The organism is Sphaerisporangium viridialbum (assembly GCF_049674955.1).
Lineage (GTDB): Bacteria > Actinomycetota > Actinomycetes > Streptosporangiales > Streptosporangiaceae > Sphaerisporangium > Sphaerisporangium viridialbum.
This window is the reverse complement of the sequence record NZ_CP187232.1, coordinates 8,015,723-8,032,158: the sequence shown is the minus strand read 5'-3', so window position 1 is coordinate 8,032,158 and position 16,436 is coordinate 8,015,723. Positions and strand designations below refer to the sequence as shown.

Sequence of the window (16,436 nt, the reverse complement as noted above, 5' to 3'; positions counted from 1 at the left end):
CCAGGAGACCTCTCCGCTAATCGGCGAGGCGAGGGAGAAGATCCTGTATATACGCGAGATGATCTGAGGTTTATCCGCGCCCGGGGGAGCGCGCGTGAAAGCTTGATCGACGCATGTCCATAGCACCCGTCCGCCCCGGTTGGCGCGAGGCTCGCGGTGCTGCTCAGCGCACGATGCCGGACTCCCACGCCCACGCCGCGACCTCGACGCGGTTGCGGGCGCCGAGCTTCGCCTGGATGCTGCCGAGGTGCGTCTTCACCGTGGACAGGGAGACGAACAGCTCCCCGCCGACCTCCTGGTTCGTGCGGCCCCGGGCCACCAGGCGTACGACGTCCAGCTCGCGCTCGGTCAGCGGCTCCCTCGGGGGCCTGGCCGGCACGGCCGCGGGCCTCGCGAGGTGCGCGAGCAGCCGCACCGTGACCGAGGGCGAGACCAGCGCGTCACCGTTGGCGGCGGCGCGCACCGCCTCGATCAGCAGCGTGGGCCCGCTGTCCTTGAGCAGGAACCCGCAGGCGCCAGCCCGCAACGCGCCGTAGACGTACTCGTCGACGTCGAACGTCGTGACGATCACCACGCGCATCGGGTCGGGCACGCCGGGACCGGCCAGGATCCTGGTGACCTCCAGGCCGTCGAGCCGTGGCATCCGGATGTCCAGCAGGCAGACGTCGGGCCGGAGGCGGCGGGCCTGCTCGACCGCCGAGGCCCCGTCGGCGACGGCCGCGACCACCTCGATGTCCGGCTGGGCGTCGAGGATCATCTGGAATCCGGTACGCACGAGCTCCTGGTCGTCCGCGACGAGTACCTTCACCCGCCCGATTCTGCCAGCAAGCGGGCGAGCCGCCGCCCGGTTCGTCCACTGCGGGCGGGGCTCCGGCCGCAGAACTCGGCCCCCCTGCGGTCGTCCTCCTCGGAGATCGGCCTTTCGGCCGATGCCAGGGCGTGGGGATCGGACGGGTGGCCGATCCGCCGGTCACCGCCTGCGAGGAAGGCTCGTCGCCATGTCCTCGCACAGTGTTCTCGAAGGCCGGGGCCTGAAGAAGAGCTTCGGGCCCACGGTCGCCCTCGCCGGAGTCGACCTGACGATCCATCGCGGCGAGGCCGTCGCCATCATGGGTCCGAGCGGCTCGGGGAAGTCGACCCTGCTCCACTGCCTGGCCGGCATCATGAGGCCGGACTCCGGTGAGGTCCACCTGCTGGGAGACCGGATCGACACGCTGGGGGAGCGCCGGCGCAGCGCGCTCCGCCGCACCCGCTTCGGGTTCGTCTTCCAGTTCGGCCAGCTCCTGCCCGAACTGCCCGCCGAGGAGAACGTCGCGCTGCCGCTCATGCTCGGCGACGTCTCGCGCCCGCAGGCCGTGCGGCAGGCCAGGTCCTGGTTCGGCCCGCTCGGCCTCGGGGGCATGGAGGGGCGGCGGCCGGGGGAGCTGTCCGGCGGGCAGGCCCAGCGCGTGGCGATCGCCCGGGCCCTCGTGACCCGGCCCGCCGTGGTGTTCGCGGACGAGCCCACCGGTGCGCTGGACCAGGCCACAGGGCACGACACGATGCGCATCCTGGTCGAGGCGACCAAGCACAACGAGGCCTCCCTCGTCGTCGTCACCCACGACCCGCACGTCGCCGGCTGGTGCGACCGCGTGGTCGAGGTGCGGGACGGCTTCATCCTCACGGGCCCGCTACCGGCCCAGACGTCCGGCCAGGCATCCGGCTGGGCTCAGGAGGGTTCGCGATGAGCAACCTGCTGGAGCTCACCTGGCGGCTGCTGAAGGGCGGCGGTCGCCGCGGCCTGCTGGGATCGTCCCTGATGATCGCCGCGGTCGCCGTCTCCACCGCGCTGCTGATCTTCGCCGTGGTGGTGAACTTCGCCTTCGACGGCCGCGCCGAGCGCGGTGCCTGGCGTAACCCGGTGCCGGCCGGGAAGACCGCCGGCGCGCCCGCTGGTACGGCACGCGCGGTCGAGGCGGTGCGTACCGAGTTCGTGCGCGGACGGCCGGTCACCGTGGTGCACGTGGCGGTGCTCGTGAAGGACGTCCCCCCTCCTCCGGGGCTGTCGCGCCTGCCGGGGCCGGGGGAGCTCGTGATGTCTCCGGCACTGGCGGCGCTCGCGAGGGAGCCGGCGGTGGGCGCGCTCCTCCCGGGGAAGGTCGTGGGGACGATCGGGGACGAGGGCCTGGTCCACCCCGGTGAGCTGGTCGCCGTCGCCGGGCACGCACCCCGCGACCCGGCCGTCAACGGCGAATGGAAGGGCGACTACCGGCTCGGCGTGTCGGCGACGAAGGTGGCCGGCTTCGAGGGAACGCCGACGTCGAGCGCCAACGGTTACCGGGCGCTGGCGCTGCTCGCGAGCGTGTTCATGGTCGTGCCGCTGCTCGTTTTCGGGGGCGCGGCGGCACGGCTGACGGTCGCCCGCCGCGACCAGCGCCTGGCCTCCCTGCGCCTGGTCGGCGCGACGCCCGGCCAGGTGGTCACGATGACCGTCGCGGAGGCCGTCATCACCGCGTTCGGGGGTGCGGTGCTGGGGTTGGTGCTGTACGCGGTGGCGGTCCCGCCGCTGAGCCGTGTCGAGATCACCGGAGGCACGTGGTTCGCCTCCGACATGTGGCCGGGGGTGCTTCCCATCGCCGCCGTGCTGGTGGCGGTGCCCCTCCTGGTCGGCCTGTCGGCGGTGGTGGGACTGCGCAGGGTCGTCGTCAGCCCGCTGGGCGTGGCCAGGCGGGAGACCCCGCCCGCGATGCGGTTCGTACGGGTGGTCGTGATGCTGGGGACGCTCGCGGTGGTCCCGACCATCGGGCTCGGGGCGGGCGCGGGGACGATCGCGGTCGTGCTCGCCCTGGCGTTCCTGGCCCTCAACCTCGTCGGCCCCTGGGTGGTCGGGGTGATCGGCCGCGTCACCGCCCGTACGGCCAAGGGGCCGGGGCGCCTGCTGGCCGGGCGGCGTCTGGTGGATGATCCGAGGTCGGCCTGGCGCACGGTGAGCGGGGTGGCGCTCACCGGGTTCGTCGCGGGGTTCATCGGGCTGCTCACCCCGAGCTCGTCGCTCGCCGTGAAGGGAGACGTGGCGACGGCATGGCTTCTCCAGGACATCAGGACGGGCACGGTGATCGTACTGGCGGTGTCCTTCCTGGTGGCCATCGCGAGCGCGGGCATCACGGCAGCGTCCTCGATCCTCGACCGGCGGCAGAACTACGCGCTGCTGCGCCTGGCCGGCACCCCGCTGGAGGTGCTCGACAGGGCCAGGCGCCTGGAGACGCTCATCCCGCTCACCGTCATGGGCGGCGGGTCGATCGCCACAGGGATGTTCTGCGCCGCCCCGTTCGCCAGGTTCGCCATGAGCTCGACCGGAGTGCTCACGCTGCTCGGCTGCGTCGTCGCCGGCTTCGCCGGGGTCATCGGGGCGGGCGCCCTGAGCAGGCCGCTGCTCCGCTCGGTCACCACCGACCCGGCTCCACGTCCCGACTAGGGCGGGTGCAAGCCCGCGCGGTGCATTCGCCTGCCGCGAGGCGCTCAGTCGCGGTAGGCGGCCGTCGCGATCTGGACGAACGACCGGATCAGCGGGTTCACGTCGCCCTCGTTCCACGCCGCCACCACGCGGCTCGGCGCCATGTCGATCAGCGGTACCACGGCCAGCTCCTCGGGTGGGTCGTGCCCGAGCGGGGTCATCCCGACCGTGCCGTTCCAGAGCACGGCCTGCAGGCACTCCTGGACGGCGCGCACCACCGGACCCTCGCGAGGCTCGCCGCCGTTCCAGTACGACTGCCAGATCAGGTCGGTGCCGTCCGGGAACTGGAACCAGCGCCGGCCGGCCAGGTCGGCCAGCTTCAGGCGGTCGCGGCGGGCCAGCGGATCGTCGGCGCGCAGCACCGCGCCCACCGGGTCGGCGCGCAGCTCGTGCACCGTCAGGCCGGTCTCGTCGAACGGCCCGCGGGTCAGGGCGACGTCGACCAGTCCGGCGCGCAGCCCGCAGGTCGGATCGGTCAGGTCGGTATCGCGGATGCGGACCTCGACCACCGGGTGCCGCCGGCGGTACGCGGCGGCCAGCCGCGTCGCGCCCCGGTCGGTGCTGTCGCCCAGGATGCCGACGGTGATGGTCGCGGCGCCGGCCGCCGCGGCCACGCGCACGCGTACCCGGTCGGCCTGGTCGAGCAGGGTACGCGCCTCGTCCAGCAGCGCCGCCCCAGCCGGGGTGAGCGTGACGCCTGCGGCGGAGCGGTGCAACAGAACGGCACCGACGTCGGTCTCCAGGTGCTTGATCGCCCGGCTCAGCGGCGGCTGGCTCATGTGCAGCCGGGCGGCGGCCCGGCCGAAGTGGAGTTCCTCGGCGACGGCCACGAAATAGCGCAGCGTGCGTAGCTCCATGACCGGCGACGATACCCGTACGGTATCGGCGCCACCTAATGGGTCTTGGACGGCCGCGGTGCCCGGGCGGTGGAATCGGAGCATGACCAACGAACCGATGACCGACCCCGCCGTGCGGGTCGCCGGCGCCCGGGAGATCGCCCCCGACCTGCTCGTGATCCCGAACCACCGGGTCGCGCTGGTACCCAACATCGGCATCATCGGCGGTTCGCAGGCCGTACTGGTCGTCGAGACGGGCATCGGCACCGCCAACGCCGAGCAGGTCCTCGCCTTCGCGTCCGAGGTGGCGAAGGGCCGTCGGTTGTACCTGACCACGACGCACTTCCACCCCGAGCACGCTTTCGGCGCGCAGGTGTTCGCCGGCCAGGCCACGTACCTGGTCAACCGCGCCCAGGCGGACGACCTGAAGACGAAGGGGCCGGGCTACCTGGAGATGTTCCGGGGCTTCGGCGGGTCGATCGCCCGCCGCCTCGACGGGGTCCGGTTGCCCACCCCTGACGCGGTCTACGACGACGGGTACGACCTGGACCTCGGCGGCCGGACCGTACGGCTGCGGCCCACCGGGCGGGGCCACACGAAGGGTGACCAGGTGGTCGAGGTGCCGGACGCCGGCGTGCTGTTCACCGGGGATCTCGCCGAGACCGGGCAGTTCGCCATCTTCCCGTGGTTTCCGCCGTACGACACGGACGTCTCCGGCGTGCGCTGGCTGGCGGTGCTGGACCGGCTGGCCGCCACCGGACCCCGGGTGGTGGTACCCGGTCACGGTGACCTCGGCGGTCCGCAGGTGCTCGCCGGCGTCCGCGACTACCTGCGCGAGCTGCGCGACGAGACCTGGCGGCGGCGTGACTCCGCGATGGGCGAGGCCGAGATCGTGGCCGAGGTCCGGGCGTTGCTGATCGAACGGCATCCCGAGTGGGTCGGCCAGGAGTGGATCGAGCGGGGCGTCGGGTGCCTGTGCACCGAGCACGCCGCATGACCCCTCGTCCCGCCACGCCTGAACGCTGGTCGCCTCGATGGCTTCTTACCCGCAGCCTAGGGGCTATGCCGGGGACGCCGGCAGGAGCAGGTCGCACAGGGCCTCGGTGACGGGCATGCCGGTGATCTCCTCGATCAGCAGGAAGCCGCCTCCGGGGTTGACCTCCAGGAACACGTACCGGCCCTCGGGGGTCAGGGTCAGGTCGATCGTCCCGAAGGACAGGCCGAGGGCGTGCATGAGGTTCTGGCAGCGCAGCCGCACGTCGTCGGGCAGGACGTGCGGGCGCAGCCGCCGTACGCTCTTCGGCGAGTGGATCTCCGCGGCGAACACCTGGGAGCCGGTGACGATCACCCGCAAGGCGAGCCTGCGCAGCACCTGTGCCTGCGCGACCAGGGGGAATGGCCCGGTGCCCTTCGGGTCGGTCAGCGTCGGCACCTCCTCCTGCGGGTTCCGCTCGGTGATGGCCCACGGGCGGTTGAGCACCCGGGTGACGATCTGCCCCTGGTGGGCGAGGTAGAAGTCCAGCAGCTCGTCGTGGTCGGTGCTGATCAGCGTGGAGGGCAGCTCGAAGCCCAGCCGGCCCGCGGCGGAGAGCTGGTAGAGCTTCCGCTGGGCGCGCTGGATCACCGCACGCGACGCGGGCACGGCGAGGCAGTCGAGCGTGTCCCACACGTCGGAGGCGAGCCCGTTCTGCTGCACGGGGCCGTCGTCGGCCGGATCGCCCAGCGGCGGGCCCGGGCGCCGGAACCACACCGACGTGAGCCGGTCGAGGTCGACGCGCCGCTCGTCGGTGAGGAGCGTCCGCCGGGCCGACCCGGAGGGGTCCAGGGCGACGGAGATCCGGGCGACGCCGGGGAACCATCCGGGGTCGAGGACGAGCGTGTCGGCTCCTCGCCCCGCCAGAGCGCGGGCGACGTGCCGCGCCTGGGTGTCGCCATCCTCGGTGAGGATGAGCACCGTGCTGCTCATTGATGCTTTCTCCACTCGTGCGTGGGCACGGCCGGCCCCCCTCGCCCGCCGCCGCGGCGTCGCCGATCCCCTGGACGTTCCACGATGACGTGGATCACTTGATCGCAGCTTGTCGGCGGAACGGCTGACTTGTGGATGGCTTGGAAAGCGTATTTCAGAGTAAACAAGTAGGAATAGTTGTAAAACCCGTAGAGAGCGTTTACCGTAAGAGATGTGGACCGCTCAGCCTTTCTGACTTCCCGTCGGCACGTCGATCTGTGCAGGGTCACCGGGGCTCTCTGTCGCGCCGAGACGCTCGCCGGCCGATCGACCACGACAGGAGAAGACAGTGCAGGAGCTGTGGTACCACCGCCGCCCCGGACCCACCGCCACCGGGATCGCCGCTGATCTCGGCTGGCTCGACGACGAGTTCACCCCCGAAGGCATTGCCGTACGCCACCTCGTGCCGGACGGGCGCCGCCACGAGCGCACGCTCAGGACGCTGTTCCGCGACGACGGCAACGTACCGGCGCTGTGGGCGCGCTCGCGCGGTGCCGGCACCCGGCTCATCGGCCTGACCTGGGTCGAGGAGCGCCAGGCCATCCTCACGCGGCCCTACGTGACCATCCGCGACCCCGAGGACCTGCGGGGACGGCGTCTCGCCCTGCCCCTGCGCAGGGGCGTCCCCGTCGACGTCCGCCGGGCGACGGCCCTGCGGGGCTTCCAGGGCGCCCTCTGGGCGGGAGGGCTCACCCTCAACGACGCCTACCTGGTCGACATCCCGGTCACCTCCCTCCCCGGCCGGCGGCTCTCCGGCCCCGGCGCCCGGCAGCGGGCTTCGGGCTCGCCCGGGCCTGGCATCCGGCCGGGGACTTCGGATTCCCCCGGGCCTGGAGCCCGGCCGGGGACTCCGGGCTCCCCTGGGCCTGGCACCCGGCAGCGGGCTTCCGGCCCCGCCGGGCTTCCCAGGCCCGACACCCGGCAGTGGGAGCCGGAGCTCGAAGCGCTCGCCAGGGGCGACGTCGACGCCGTGTACGTCAAGGGAGCCGCGGCGGTGGAGGCCGCCGGCCGGTACGGCCTGCACGTCGCGATCGACCTCGACGGCCACCCCGACCGGCGGGTCAGGATCAACGACGGCACGGTCAGGCCGATCACCGTCGACCAGCTGCTGCTGGACGTCCGCCCGGACGTCGTCGCGCGGTTCCTGCGGGTGCTGCTGGACGCCGCCGAGTGGGCCACCGCCCATCCCGACCAGGCCCTGAGCCTGTCGGAGGACGCCCTGCCGCCGGGCCCGCACCGCCTGCCCGACCTAACGATCGACCTGCCTGACCTGACGATCGACCTGTCCGCCGAGCGGCTCGGCCTCCTCGCCGAGCAGGAGCGCTTCCTGCGGGCCCACGGCTTTCTGGAGTCCGCCGTGGACGTGGCCTCTTGGGCCGACCACACCCCGCTCATGAGCGCCCACGCCCACCGGCGAACGCCCCAGGAGCAGCCGGTTTGACCTCATCCCCTCCCTGAACTGAAGGGAGGGGAGTCCCACGGTCGCCCGTGAGGGTTCCTGTTTCATCGCCGGTCGCCCGCCAGAGAGGACTCTCCTTGAGGTCTTACACCAGCTCCACAGGCGTTTCATCTCTCGGCCAGCCCGGCCGCGAGGATGTTCTTCGCCGCGTTCACGTCCCGGTCATGGACTGCGCCGCAGGCGCACTTCCACGTCCGGATGTTCAGCGGCATGGAGTGCTGGATGGTTCCGCAGGCCGAGCACAGCTTGGAGGAGGGGAACCAGCGGTCGACGACGACCAGTTCCCGCCCGTACCACGCCGTTTTGTACTCCAGCATGGATCGCATCTGTCGCCAGGAGGCGTCGGAGATGGCTCGGGCCATGCTGTGGTTCTTCACCATGTTGCGCACGGTGAGGTCCTCGATCACGACCGTTTGGTTCTCACGGACGATGGAGGTGGTGAGCTTGTGCAGGAAATCACGCCGCCGGTCGGCGATCCGGGCGTAGACCTTCGCGACACGGAGTTTCGCCTTCTGCCGGTTGGCGCTGCCCTTGTCCTTACGTGCCAGGGCACGCTGGGCTCGGGCGAGCTTGCGGCGGCCGGCCCGCTCATGCCGGGGGTTGGTCACCTTGCCGTGCTCGTCGGTCACACCGTCGATCGGGCGCGACAGCGTGACCAGGGCGGTGATCCCGGCGTCCACCCCGACCGTGGCCGGGGTGGGATCCAGCGGGCGGATCGCGTCCTCGCACAGCAGGGACACAAACCACCGTCCCGCCGCGTCGCGGGACACCGTCACCGTGGACGGCCGCGCACCCTCGGGAAGGGGACGCGACCACACGATCGCGAGCGGGGCGTCCATCTTCGCCAGGGTGAGCCGACCGTCGCGGTAGGTGAACGCCGAGCGCGTGTACTCGGCCGACAGCCGCGACTTCTTACGGGACTTGAACGCCGGGTACTTGGCGCGTCTGGCGAAGAAGTTCGCGAACGCGGCTTGCAGATGCCGAAGCGCCTGCTGCAACGGGACCGAGGAGACCTCGCCCAGGAAGCTCAATTCCTCGGTGCGCTTCCACTGGGTGAGCGCGGCCGACGACTGCACATAGGACACCTTGCGGCCTTCCAGCGTGTAGGCGCGGGCCCGCTCTTCGAGGGCCTTGTTGTACACCAGACGGACGCAGCCGAACGTCCGGGCAAGTTCCTCGGCCTGCTCCGAGGTCGGGTAGAAGCGGAACTTGAAGGCCCGCTTCACTGCCTGCGCCATGCCTCGCATGCTATCGCGCGATCAGTTAATTCTCGCACGTTTGTTCGATCCCGTGCCGCGCGGGACCATGCCACGTTTCCTCCCCGGCCTGAAGGCCGGAGTCTCCACGCTGAAGGTAATTGATGAACCCACGGACGAACGTACCGGAAACAGTCGTTGTGAACGCGGCGGCGGACGTACCCGGAGCAGTCGGTGTGAATGCCGCAGCGGACGTACTGGGTGCTGAGAACGGCCAGGAGGTCACAAGCGGGATACGGCGAAGAGCGGGGCGCGCTCGCGAGGATGGCCGCCGTATCCGGAGGCACCGGAGGCGGAGGGCGTTAAGGGGTTGGCAGCCCTCCCCTCCGGTGTCCATCCTGATACGAGACTTGGGAGTTCACCGGTGACCATTCGAATAGGCGTGCACAACGGCAATCCGTCCCTGTTCTTCCTCTCGCGCCTCGACCACGTCCTGGACACCTTCGAAGAACCCCTGGAGCTGTACTTCTACGCCGACGGCACGCGGACCGGCGAGCTGCTGGCCGAGGGCGCGATCGACTTCGGCGGCACCGGATCGACCCCGCCCCTGACCGCCCAGGCCGCCGGGCTGCCCATCGTCTACGTGGCGGCATCCGCCCCTCGCCCGGGCCACGGAGCCCTCCTGGTCGCCACCCCCGACCCGGAAGAGACGGCACCTCGATCAGGTCCCGTCCGGTCGATAGCCGATCTCGCGGGCAGGCCGGTCGCCTTCGGTGTCGGCTCCTGGCAGACGCACTTCCTGGCCAAGCTGCTCGCCGAGGCCGGCCTCTCGTACCAGGACATCGAGCCCCGCGCCGTCGGGCGTGAGGCCGTCCGGTGGCTCCGCACGGGCGAGATCGCCGCCTGGGTCGCCCAGGGAGCCGACCTGGTGAAGGCGGAGACCTCGGGGAAGACCGTGACCCTCGCAGGCACGGCAGGGGTGATCTCGAACCGGTCGGTCTTCTTCACCCGGCGCGACTTCGCCGAGACCCGCCCGGGCGCGGTCGCCGCCTTTGTCAGAGCGCTCCAGCAGGCCGACGACTGGGCGAGGGCCAATCCGAGGGAGGCGGCCCACCTCATGGTGGAGGCGGTCGGTGGCTCGGTGGACGCCTGGGAGATCGCCCTCGCCCGGCTGCCCTGGCGGCTGGAGCCCGCCGGCGCGGAGTTCCTCGCCGAGCAACAGGAGGCCGCCGACATCCTGTACGCGGCCAACTACCTCCGCCGCCCGGTAGACATCTCCGACGCGACCGCCCCCGACCTGGAACCCCTGGTGGCCGCCGCCCTGGCAACGCCCGAGCCGCGCAAGCGGGAACCCACCAGGCCCGACCCCCTCAGGATCGGAACCGCCAGGCCCCACCTAACCAAGGCAGCGGTCTGACGACCCCCATCCCCGGCCCCATACATAGGCCCCATCCCCGCACCCATGGGCCCATCCCCGGCGGCCATAGGAGGGGGTCGGGGCAGGCGTGTCAGAGGCCGGGGAACATGTAGTCGGTCTTGATGCGGCCGTCCTCGTCGAGGACGAGGATCTCCAGGCCGCCGCCCGCCACCTCACCGCCGTCGGTGGGCACCATCTCCCAGTGGAACTTGACGATGTTGTGGAGGCGGACGGCGGCCTCCCCGGGCCGGAAGGTGAACTGCCCGGGGGCGACGAACTCCTCGTAGCTGCGGGTCACCCGCACCTCGAACGCGTCGTACCCGCGAGCTTCGAGGGTGGTCGAGTCGAAGCCCAGCGCTGCGGCGATGTCGCGCATCTCCTGCGGCGGCTGGAGGATGTGCGCACCGTCCTCCGCCCACAGTTCCTCGATGGCCTTGCGGCGCGACTCCGCGTCCGGCTCGTTCCAGAGCGCGACATACCGGCTCGCCAGGTCCTGGGCATACATCGGTCACTGCTTCTCCTCGGCTGATGCGTCCGTGTTCCCTCCCACCTTGCGAGAAGCCCCACAGACCGACAATTCCCCAAAGGGAATAGCCGAGGCATGGCGGTTATACGGCGCCCGTGTAGACCCAGTGGCCGTCGAGACGGGTGAAGTGGCTGTTCTCTTCCATGTGGTCCGGGCGTCCGTGATCGACGTAGTGGGCGCGGAACCGGACGGTCCCTTCGGTATGGAAGGCGGTGCCCCCGGTGGAGTCCAGGATCTCCAGGTGGGTCCAGCGCAGACCCTTGTCGAAGCCGATGCGGGGCGGCCGGTCGGCCGGATGCCAGGTGCGCAGCAGGTACGCCTTGTCGCCGACGCCGAACGCGCTGAACCGGGAGCGCATGAGCTGCTCCGCCGTGGACGCGGTGCCCTCGCCGCGGTGGAGCCGCCCGCAGCAGTCCTGGTACGACGCGGGGAGGCCGCAGGGACAGGCGGCGGATTCGCGACGAGGCATGTCCTCTATTGTGCCCCCGTACGGTCGGCCCGCCGTGCCGCCGTACGGCAGGCCTGCTGTGCCCCCAACGACAGGCCTGCTGTGCCTCAGTACGGCGGGGTCGTGTCCGCCTTCAGTTCTGGGCCGGAGATGAGTGGGGTCACGCGTAGAGGAACCAGAAGCCGTACGGCCACGTGCTGGACCCGTTGCTGACGAAGGTGCAGGTGTACGAGGTCCATAGACCGTTCTGGACGCCGTAACTCCCGTATCGGTAGCAGTCGGATGAGTCGTAGTAGACGTTCCGGAGTGTGGCGGCCTGCGCCGGTGCCGCTCCCAGGGAGACGGCCAGACCACCGGCCAGGGCGACCGTGAGGAGCAGGTTTCGTACTTTGTGCATGAATTCTCCTGTGGAGTGACAGAAGCCGGAACCGCTTCGGACTGGGTAGCACAGGAAGCGTCGCATCACCGGCCCCTCGAAGACAGTCCGCGCCTACCGCCCCCCGCCTCCGGCGGATCCGACCTGGGCCGCTCCCGAAGACAAGCGCTATGAGCCTGAAACGTTCAGGGCCCTCTAGCGAGGAACGCGGAGCGTTCACGTCAGGGCTGAGAAGCTGACATAACGATCCGGTCGGTCCTGCAGGATAGAAGCGGTTACAGGCACCTCTTCGTTCACGCACACAGCCCGGGAGCACGATCCCATGCGGAGTTGATCTTCGACTTTACGCGTACTGTTGGCGACCTTGGCTTCTCGGGAGCATTCAGCCGGTACCCGACATCCAGTGGATCTGCACTCGCAGGGGAGAGGTCCTCGCCCTGCTCGCCGACCGGGGGACGGACGGATCGACATGCCGGGGCTTCCCAGTGCGTCCGACGCGTATCGAACCTGAAGGCCATCCCCGCTGGTCGACTCTCCGGGCATACAGTCTTCTACTGTCGCGTTTAGTCAGCAGAGTCTAGGTTCTCGATCAGGCGGTCGGCGGCCGGCCATACAAGTGCGGCGAATTTGGCAAGCAAACGCGCGCGGCTTTCTATCGTCGTTTCGTTCCAGATCTCGGTGATCGCGAAGCCGGCACTGATCTGCAGCTTGGCGTGAGTCGCCAACGCGTTCCTCTTGACGCCCCAGGCCAGATTTGAGACATCCTGATTGAAGTCGGAGGTCACCAGAGTGAGGTTGCCCATGCGGTGCACCCATTGCTCTCGTTGCTGAGCGTCCAATAGACGCAGCCCCTCGTTTGGTGAGTCAAGGGCCCAGTGATCTCGCCACGATTGAGGCATCACATGCTCGATTTGCAGACGGTCGTAGTCGAACTCTGCGGGCTCGGTCCTTGGGTTGTCGTGCTGCATCCGCTCATCGATGGCACCGAGTAGCATCCTGATCCGCTCCTGGGTGAGCACACCATAGAACGGCCTGTTGACGAAAGTGCCCTCCAGTTCGCTGTCCTCCGGCCAACCAAGACCGGCGGGGGCGGCGTGCAACGCGGTCACGATCGCATGGGCGATCGATTCCTCCGGGTTGGAGGCCGCTGACCTGACGGCCTTGAGTACCTCAAGGAACGCCTTCCCATATGTGCGGGTGTTCGCGCCAGTGATCACGCGTCTGACGGCCCACGATTCGAGAGCGAGTACGGCGAGCTCGTGATCCCTATCGGAAAGACGTTCGGGCGGCTGGGTGCGTAGCCAAATGAGCAATGGGGTGACCGTGACGAGTTCCAAGCGGTCGAAGCGTTGGTATGACTGTCGAAGCCGCATCGTGCCGCGGCCCGTCGCGCTGTAGACGTCTCGGTAGGCGGCGCCGTATTCCCGCAGCTCTGCCAGTACATCTGGAGTCTGGCGGTCAGCGGCGTCGAGATAGCGGCGTACTTCGCTGTACAGGTGGCCGATGTTCGCTTCGTCCGCAGACACGGCCGTGAGCCAGCTGGAGAGCAGGATGTCACGACGCCCACGCGCCGCATGACCACGTCCCTTGTTGATCTTCCACCAGTCGTCATCGAAGGGAGACCAGAAACGGTCGTACAAATCCTCGAGATGCTTCTCATCACGCAACTCTGCACGCAGAAACAGCAGGTTCTTCACAAGATCAGTAGCGGACAGCGGTGTCTGGCGGCCATTGAGTACTTCGAAGATGACCTGAGCGTCGTCGTTGTCCTCGAGATCGATCACGACGAGCTTGAACAGATCAAGCAGCGCGTCAACTACCACGTCGGTGAGGTCTTGGCCGTTCAAACCGACCACTGCCGTGCGAGCGCGCTTAGCGAAGTAGGCCCTGGCTTGCAGATAGCCGTGGCCAACCGAGGTCGTAACCTCGTCGGACATCACGACCGGCCACATATCTCGATCCTTACGCCGTGGCCATAGCTTGTAGCGCTCGTGGTCTGCGGCGATGATGTCGGACGGGTTCTGGAGTAGACGCCTCACCTGTTGAGTACGCGAGGATTCCTTCTCGATCAGCACATCCAGGACGCCTCGCAGCAATAACTGAAGTGTGGTCAGGCGCTGCTGGCCGTCGATGATCGCACGGAGATCAAGACCGCCTGCGGGAGCTGACAGTTGATCAAGCACGACCGCGCCGAGGAAATGGGGGGTCACCTGCCGATCAGCCTTGGATAGCGATTGCCCGGTGAGTTCCGCGTTCACACGTGCCTCGAACAAGCGGTCTGCCACTGCCTCGAGATCGTCGAACAGGAGCTCCCACTGCCCCTCGAGAGTCCATTCGTAGTCCCGCTGGAACGTCGGCACGACAAACCGCCGTTCCTGGGCGAGGATCTGCTTCAGCGAGTAGGTATTGGCGTCCACAGCCCTCCATCTTTGTCCACTTCGCCCCTCCGCGCAGAGAAAACTGCGATGGACCTACCTGTCGGAGCGTTCGCGGATCAAAGACGGCAAGGCTGAAGCTTTGCAGGGTTGTCTGCCCCTTAGCAATGCGGACGAGCGTCTTCCAGAAGTTCCGCTGGCAGTCGTCCGTGACCGACGTGTGCACGAGTGAGATCTACGCCATTTTGGAGCGGGACGGCGGGACGTAACCCACTCAGTGCCCGTCGGTGTCGACGCTTACCATGCGGGAGGCGCCAGTGGACGCGCCGGGCGTCGAGGGCGTCACCCTGCTGTTATCGCTGACCCGCTCCGTCGAGGATCCCCACACCCTGCTCCAGCCCCGGCCTCGCCGCTGGATCGGGAACGAACGCAGGGGTGATCGGCCGTGCGTCGCTGGACTGCTGATCTGCGCATAGTGCGCACGTGGGCGCTGGGGGAGCGGTTAGCCGAGTACCAGGTCGCGGATGGAGCGGAGGGTGGGCTCGTCGCGGGGGCCCATGACGAGGAGGTTGGTGACCGGGCTGTCGCGCCAGAGTTCGAGGCGTTCGCGGATGCGGCCGGCCGGGCCGACCAGGGAGATGCCGTCCGCCAGTTCGTCCGGGATCGCCTCGAACGCCTCGTCCCTGCGTCCGGCGAGGTAGAGCTCCTGGATCTTCTGGGCCGCGTCGGCGAAGCCCATGCGGCCGACGATGTCGGCGTGGAAGTTGCGGCTCTTGGCGCCCATGCCGCCGATGTACAGCGTGAGCATCATCTTCACGCCGTTCAGTGCGGCCTGGATGTCATCGGTGATCATCACGAGCACCATCGCCGCGATGTCGAAGCCGGGCCTGGCGCCCGCCAGCGCCTCGCCGTACATGCTCTCGATCTTCTCGGGGAAGACGAACAGCGGCAGCCAGCCGTCGGTGATCTCGGCGGCCAGCGCGACGTTCTTGGGCCCCTCCGCGCCGAGGTAGATCGGGATCTCCGGCCGCAGGGGATGGGTGATCAGCTTGAGCGGCTTGCCGAGCTCGGCCCCGCCGGGGTACGGCAGCGGGTAGTGCGGGCCGTCGCTGGTAACCGGTTCTTCCCTGCGCCACACCTTGCGCATGATGTCGACGTACTCGCGGGTGCGGGCGAGCGGCCGGGGGAACGGCCGGCCGTACCAGCCCTCCACGACCTGCGGACCGGACGCGCCGATGCCCAGCAGCAGCCGGCCTCCGGTGAGGTGGTCGAGCGTCATCGCGGTCATCGCGGTGGTGACCGGCGCCCGCGCCGAGATCTGCGCGACGCTGGTGCCGAGCTTGATCCTGCTGGTCCGCGCGCCGTACCACGCCAGAGGGGTGAAGGCGTCTGACCCGTACGCCTCGGCCGTCCACACCGAGTCGTATCCGAGCCGCTCGGCCGTCTGGACCACCTCGGTGGCGTCGTCGGCGTTCCGCTGCCAGTAGCCGACGTTCAGCCCGAGCTTCAGGTCACCGCTCATGTCCAGACCTCCTGGGAGTACGACCCATCGCCTCGTAATTAGAACACGTTCTAGCTCTACCGGTCGAGAGTCAGAAGAGCTCGGGGTAGGCGTGGGCGAGGTGCGCGGTCACGGCCTCGACGGCCGCCGTCGCGTCGCCCGAGGTGATCGCGGCGTGGATCCGCAGGTGGTCCTCCCGCAGCACGCCGGTGTCGCCGAGGCCCTCGACGGCCTCGATGGCGTACCGGCGCATCGCGTCGCGCAGGGCCCGCATCACGGCCGCGACCAGCCTGTTGCCGGAGGCCTCGGCGATGGCCACGTGGAACGCGATGTCGTGCTCGACGAACTCCTCGGCGGTCGCCGCCGCCTCCATGGCCCGTATGGCCGCCGCCATCGCGTCGGGAGCCTCGGGAGCGGGGGAGGGTGCGCGGGCCGCGTGCTCTGCGGACCAGCGTTCGATCATCAGCCGGGTGTCGATGACCTCGCGCAGTGACAGGCTGGACAGGCCGAGGCTGAGGCGGAGCAGGTCGGTGAGCGCGCTGTCGGGGCGCGAGGTGAGAACCGCCCCCGCGTCCGGACCCCGGCCGGCCTGCGACGACACCACGCCCAGCGTTTCGAGCACGCGGAGTGCCTCGCGCACCGAGGCCCGGCTGACCTGGAGCTGCTCGGCGAGCTGCCGCTCGCCGGGGAGGCGGTCTCCCACCCTGAGCCCGTCGTCGGCGATGCGCCGCTCGACCTGGAGGAGCACCTCCTCGAACGCGCGTGTCCGCCGCGCCTTGCCCGCCACGTGACCCTCCTTCTGCC

Annotated in this window: 15 protein-coding genes and 1 pseudogene; 6 read left to right on the top strand and 10 right to left on the bottom strand. The window is 69.5% G+C overall.

Annotated elements, in window-relative coordinates:
• Window positions 1-163: 163 nt before the first annotated feature.
• Window positions 164-808, bottom strand: coding sequence for a response regulator (locus tag ACOZ38_RS36105; RefSeq protein ID WP_424535478.1), 645 nt, complete (start codon window positions 806-808; stop codon window positions 164-166).
• Window positions 809-998: 190 nt separating this feature from the next.
• Here ACOZ38_RS36105 and ACOZ38_RS36100 point away from each other — a divergent pair, with 190 nt between their 5' ends.
• Both ACOZ38_RS36100 and ACOZ38_RS36095 read left to right on the top strand, forming a co-directional pair.
• On the top strand, window positions 999-1,727 hold the full coding sequence (locus ACOZ38_RS36100; protein WP_424535477.1) for an ABC transporter ATP-binding protein: 729 nt from the start codon (window positions 999-1,001) through the stop codon (window positions 1,725-1,727).
• Entirely contained in the window at window positions 1,724-3,454 is a 1,731-nt protein-coding gene (locus tag ACOZ38_RS36095) for an FtsX-like permease family protein (RefSeq protein ID WP_424535476.1), read from the top strand. The genes ACOZ38_RS36100 and ACOZ38_RS36095 overlap by 4 nt, the downstream gene beginning before the upstream one ends.
• A 44-nt stretch (window positions 3,455-3,498) precedes the next feature.
• On the opposite strand, the gene ACOZ38_RS36090 is transcribed toward ACOZ38_RS36095, so the two are convergent.
• Window positions 3,499-4,350, bottom strand: coding sequence for a LysR family transcriptional regulator (locus ACOZ38_RS36090; protein WP_424535475.1), 852 nt, complete (start codon window positions 4,348-4,350; stop codon window positions 3,499-3,501).
• Between the two features lie 82 nt (window positions 4,351-4,432).
• Between ACOZ38_RS36090 and ACOZ38_RS36085 the strand changes: the two genes are divergently transcribed.
• The gene (locus ACOZ38_RS36085) at window positions 4,433-5,326 is read left to right on the top strand and encodes an MBL fold metallo-hydrolase (RefSeq protein ID WP_424535474.1); all 894 of its coding nucleotides are present in this window, start codon (window positions 4,433-4,435) and stop codon (window positions 5,324-5,326) included.
• Window positions 5,327-5,389: 63 nt separating this feature from the next.
• Here the strand turns inward: ACOZ38_RS36085 and ACOZ38_RS36080 are convergent, their stop codons facing one another.
• Window positions 5,390-6,295, bottom strand: a complete 906-nt coding sequence (locus tag ACOZ38_RS36080) for an MvdC/MvdD family ATP grasp protein (RefSeq protein ID WP_424535473.1) — start codon at window positions 6,293-6,295, stop codon at window positions 5,390-5,392.
• A gap of 213 nt (window positions 6,296-6,508) precedes the next feature.
• Between ACOZ38_RS36080 and ACOZ38_RS36075 the strand changes: the two genes are divergently transcribed.
• Window positions 6,509-6,682: a putative leader peptide gene (locus ACOZ38_RS36075; RefSeq protein WP_424535472.1), complete on the top strand. Its 174-nt coding sequence runs from the start codon at window positions 6,509-6,511 to the stop codon at window positions 6,680-6,682.
• A complete protein-coding gene (locus ACOZ38_RS36070) occupies window positions 6,624-7,775 on the top strand; it encodes an ABC transporter substrate-binding protein (protein WP_424535471.1) in 1,152 nt (383 codons plus the stop codon). Before ACOZ38_RS36075 ends, ACOZ38_RS36070 begins: the two co-directional genes overlap by 59 nt.
• A 21-nt stretch (window positions 7,776-7,796) precedes the next feature.
• On the opposite strand, the pseudogene ACOZ38_RS36065 reads toward ACOZ38_RS36070, so the two are convergent.
• A pseudogene (locus ACOZ38_RS36065) lies at window positions 7,797-9,031 on the bottom strand (RNA-guided endonuclease InsQ/TnpB family protein); the annotation flags it as partial.
• Window positions 9,032-9,413: 382 nt separating this feature from the next.
• On the opposite strand from ACOZ38_RS36065, the gene ACOZ38_RS36060 reads away from it, so the two are divergent.
• Window positions 9,414-10,406 (top strand): ABC transporter substrate-binding protein, encoded by a 993-nt coding sequence (locus tag ACOZ38_RS36060; protein WP_424535470.1) that lies wholly within the window; start codon window positions 9,414-9,416, stop codon window positions 10,404-10,406.
• Between the two features lie 91 nt (window positions 10,407-10,497).
• Here the strand turns inward: ACOZ38_RS36060 and ACOZ38_RS36055 are convergent, their stop codons facing one another.
• The 6 genes from ACOZ38_RS36055 to ACOZ38_RS36030 all read right to left on the bottom strand — a co-directional run bounded on the left by ACOZ38_RS36055 (window position 10,498) and on the right by ACOZ38_RS36030 (window position 16,419).
• Window positions 10,498-10,911, bottom strand: a complete 414-nt coding sequence (locus ACOZ38_RS36055; protein ID WP_424535469.1) for a hypothetical protein — start codon at window positions 10,909-10,911, stop codon at window positions 10,498-10,500.
• A 103-nt stretch (window positions 10,912-11,014) separates the two neighbouring features.
• On the bottom strand, window positions 11,015-11,401 hold the full coding sequence (locus ACOZ38_RS36050) for a YchJ family protein (RefSeq protein WP_424535468.1): 387 nt from the start codon (window positions 11,399-11,401) through the stop codon (window positions 11,015-11,017).
• Between the two features lie 139 nt (window positions 11,402-11,540).
• Window positions 11,541-11,777, bottom strand: a complete 237-nt coding sequence (locus ACOZ38_RS36045; RefSeq protein ID WP_424535467.1) for a hypothetical protein — start codon at window positions 11,775-11,777, stop codon at window positions 11,541-11,543.
• Between the two features lie 542 nt (window positions 11,778-12,319).
• The gene (locus tag ACOZ38_RS36040; protein WP_424535466.1) at window positions 12,320-14,173 is read right to left on the bottom strand and encodes a DUF262 domain-containing protein; all 1,854 of its coding nucleotides are present in this window, start codon (window positions 14,171-14,173) and stop codon (window positions 12,320-12,322) included.
• Between the two features lie 460 nt (window positions 14,174-14,633).
• Window positions 14,634-15,653 carry an LLM class F420-dependent oxidoreductase gene (locus ACOZ38_RS36035; protein WP_424535465.1) on the bottom strand — a complete coding sequence of 340 codons (1,020 nt, stop codon included), beginning with the start codon at window positions 15,651-15,653 and terminating at the stop codon, window positions 14,634-14,636.
• A gap of 70 nt (window positions 15,654-15,723) precedes the next feature.
• Window positions 15,724-16,419: a FadR/GntR family transcriptional regulator gene (locus ACOZ38_RS36030; protein WP_405140604.1), complete on the bottom strand. Its 696-nt coding sequence runs from the start codon at window positions 16,417-16,419 to the stop codon at window positions 15,724-15,726.
• Between the last annotated feature and the right edge of the window lie 17 nt (window positions 16,420-16,436).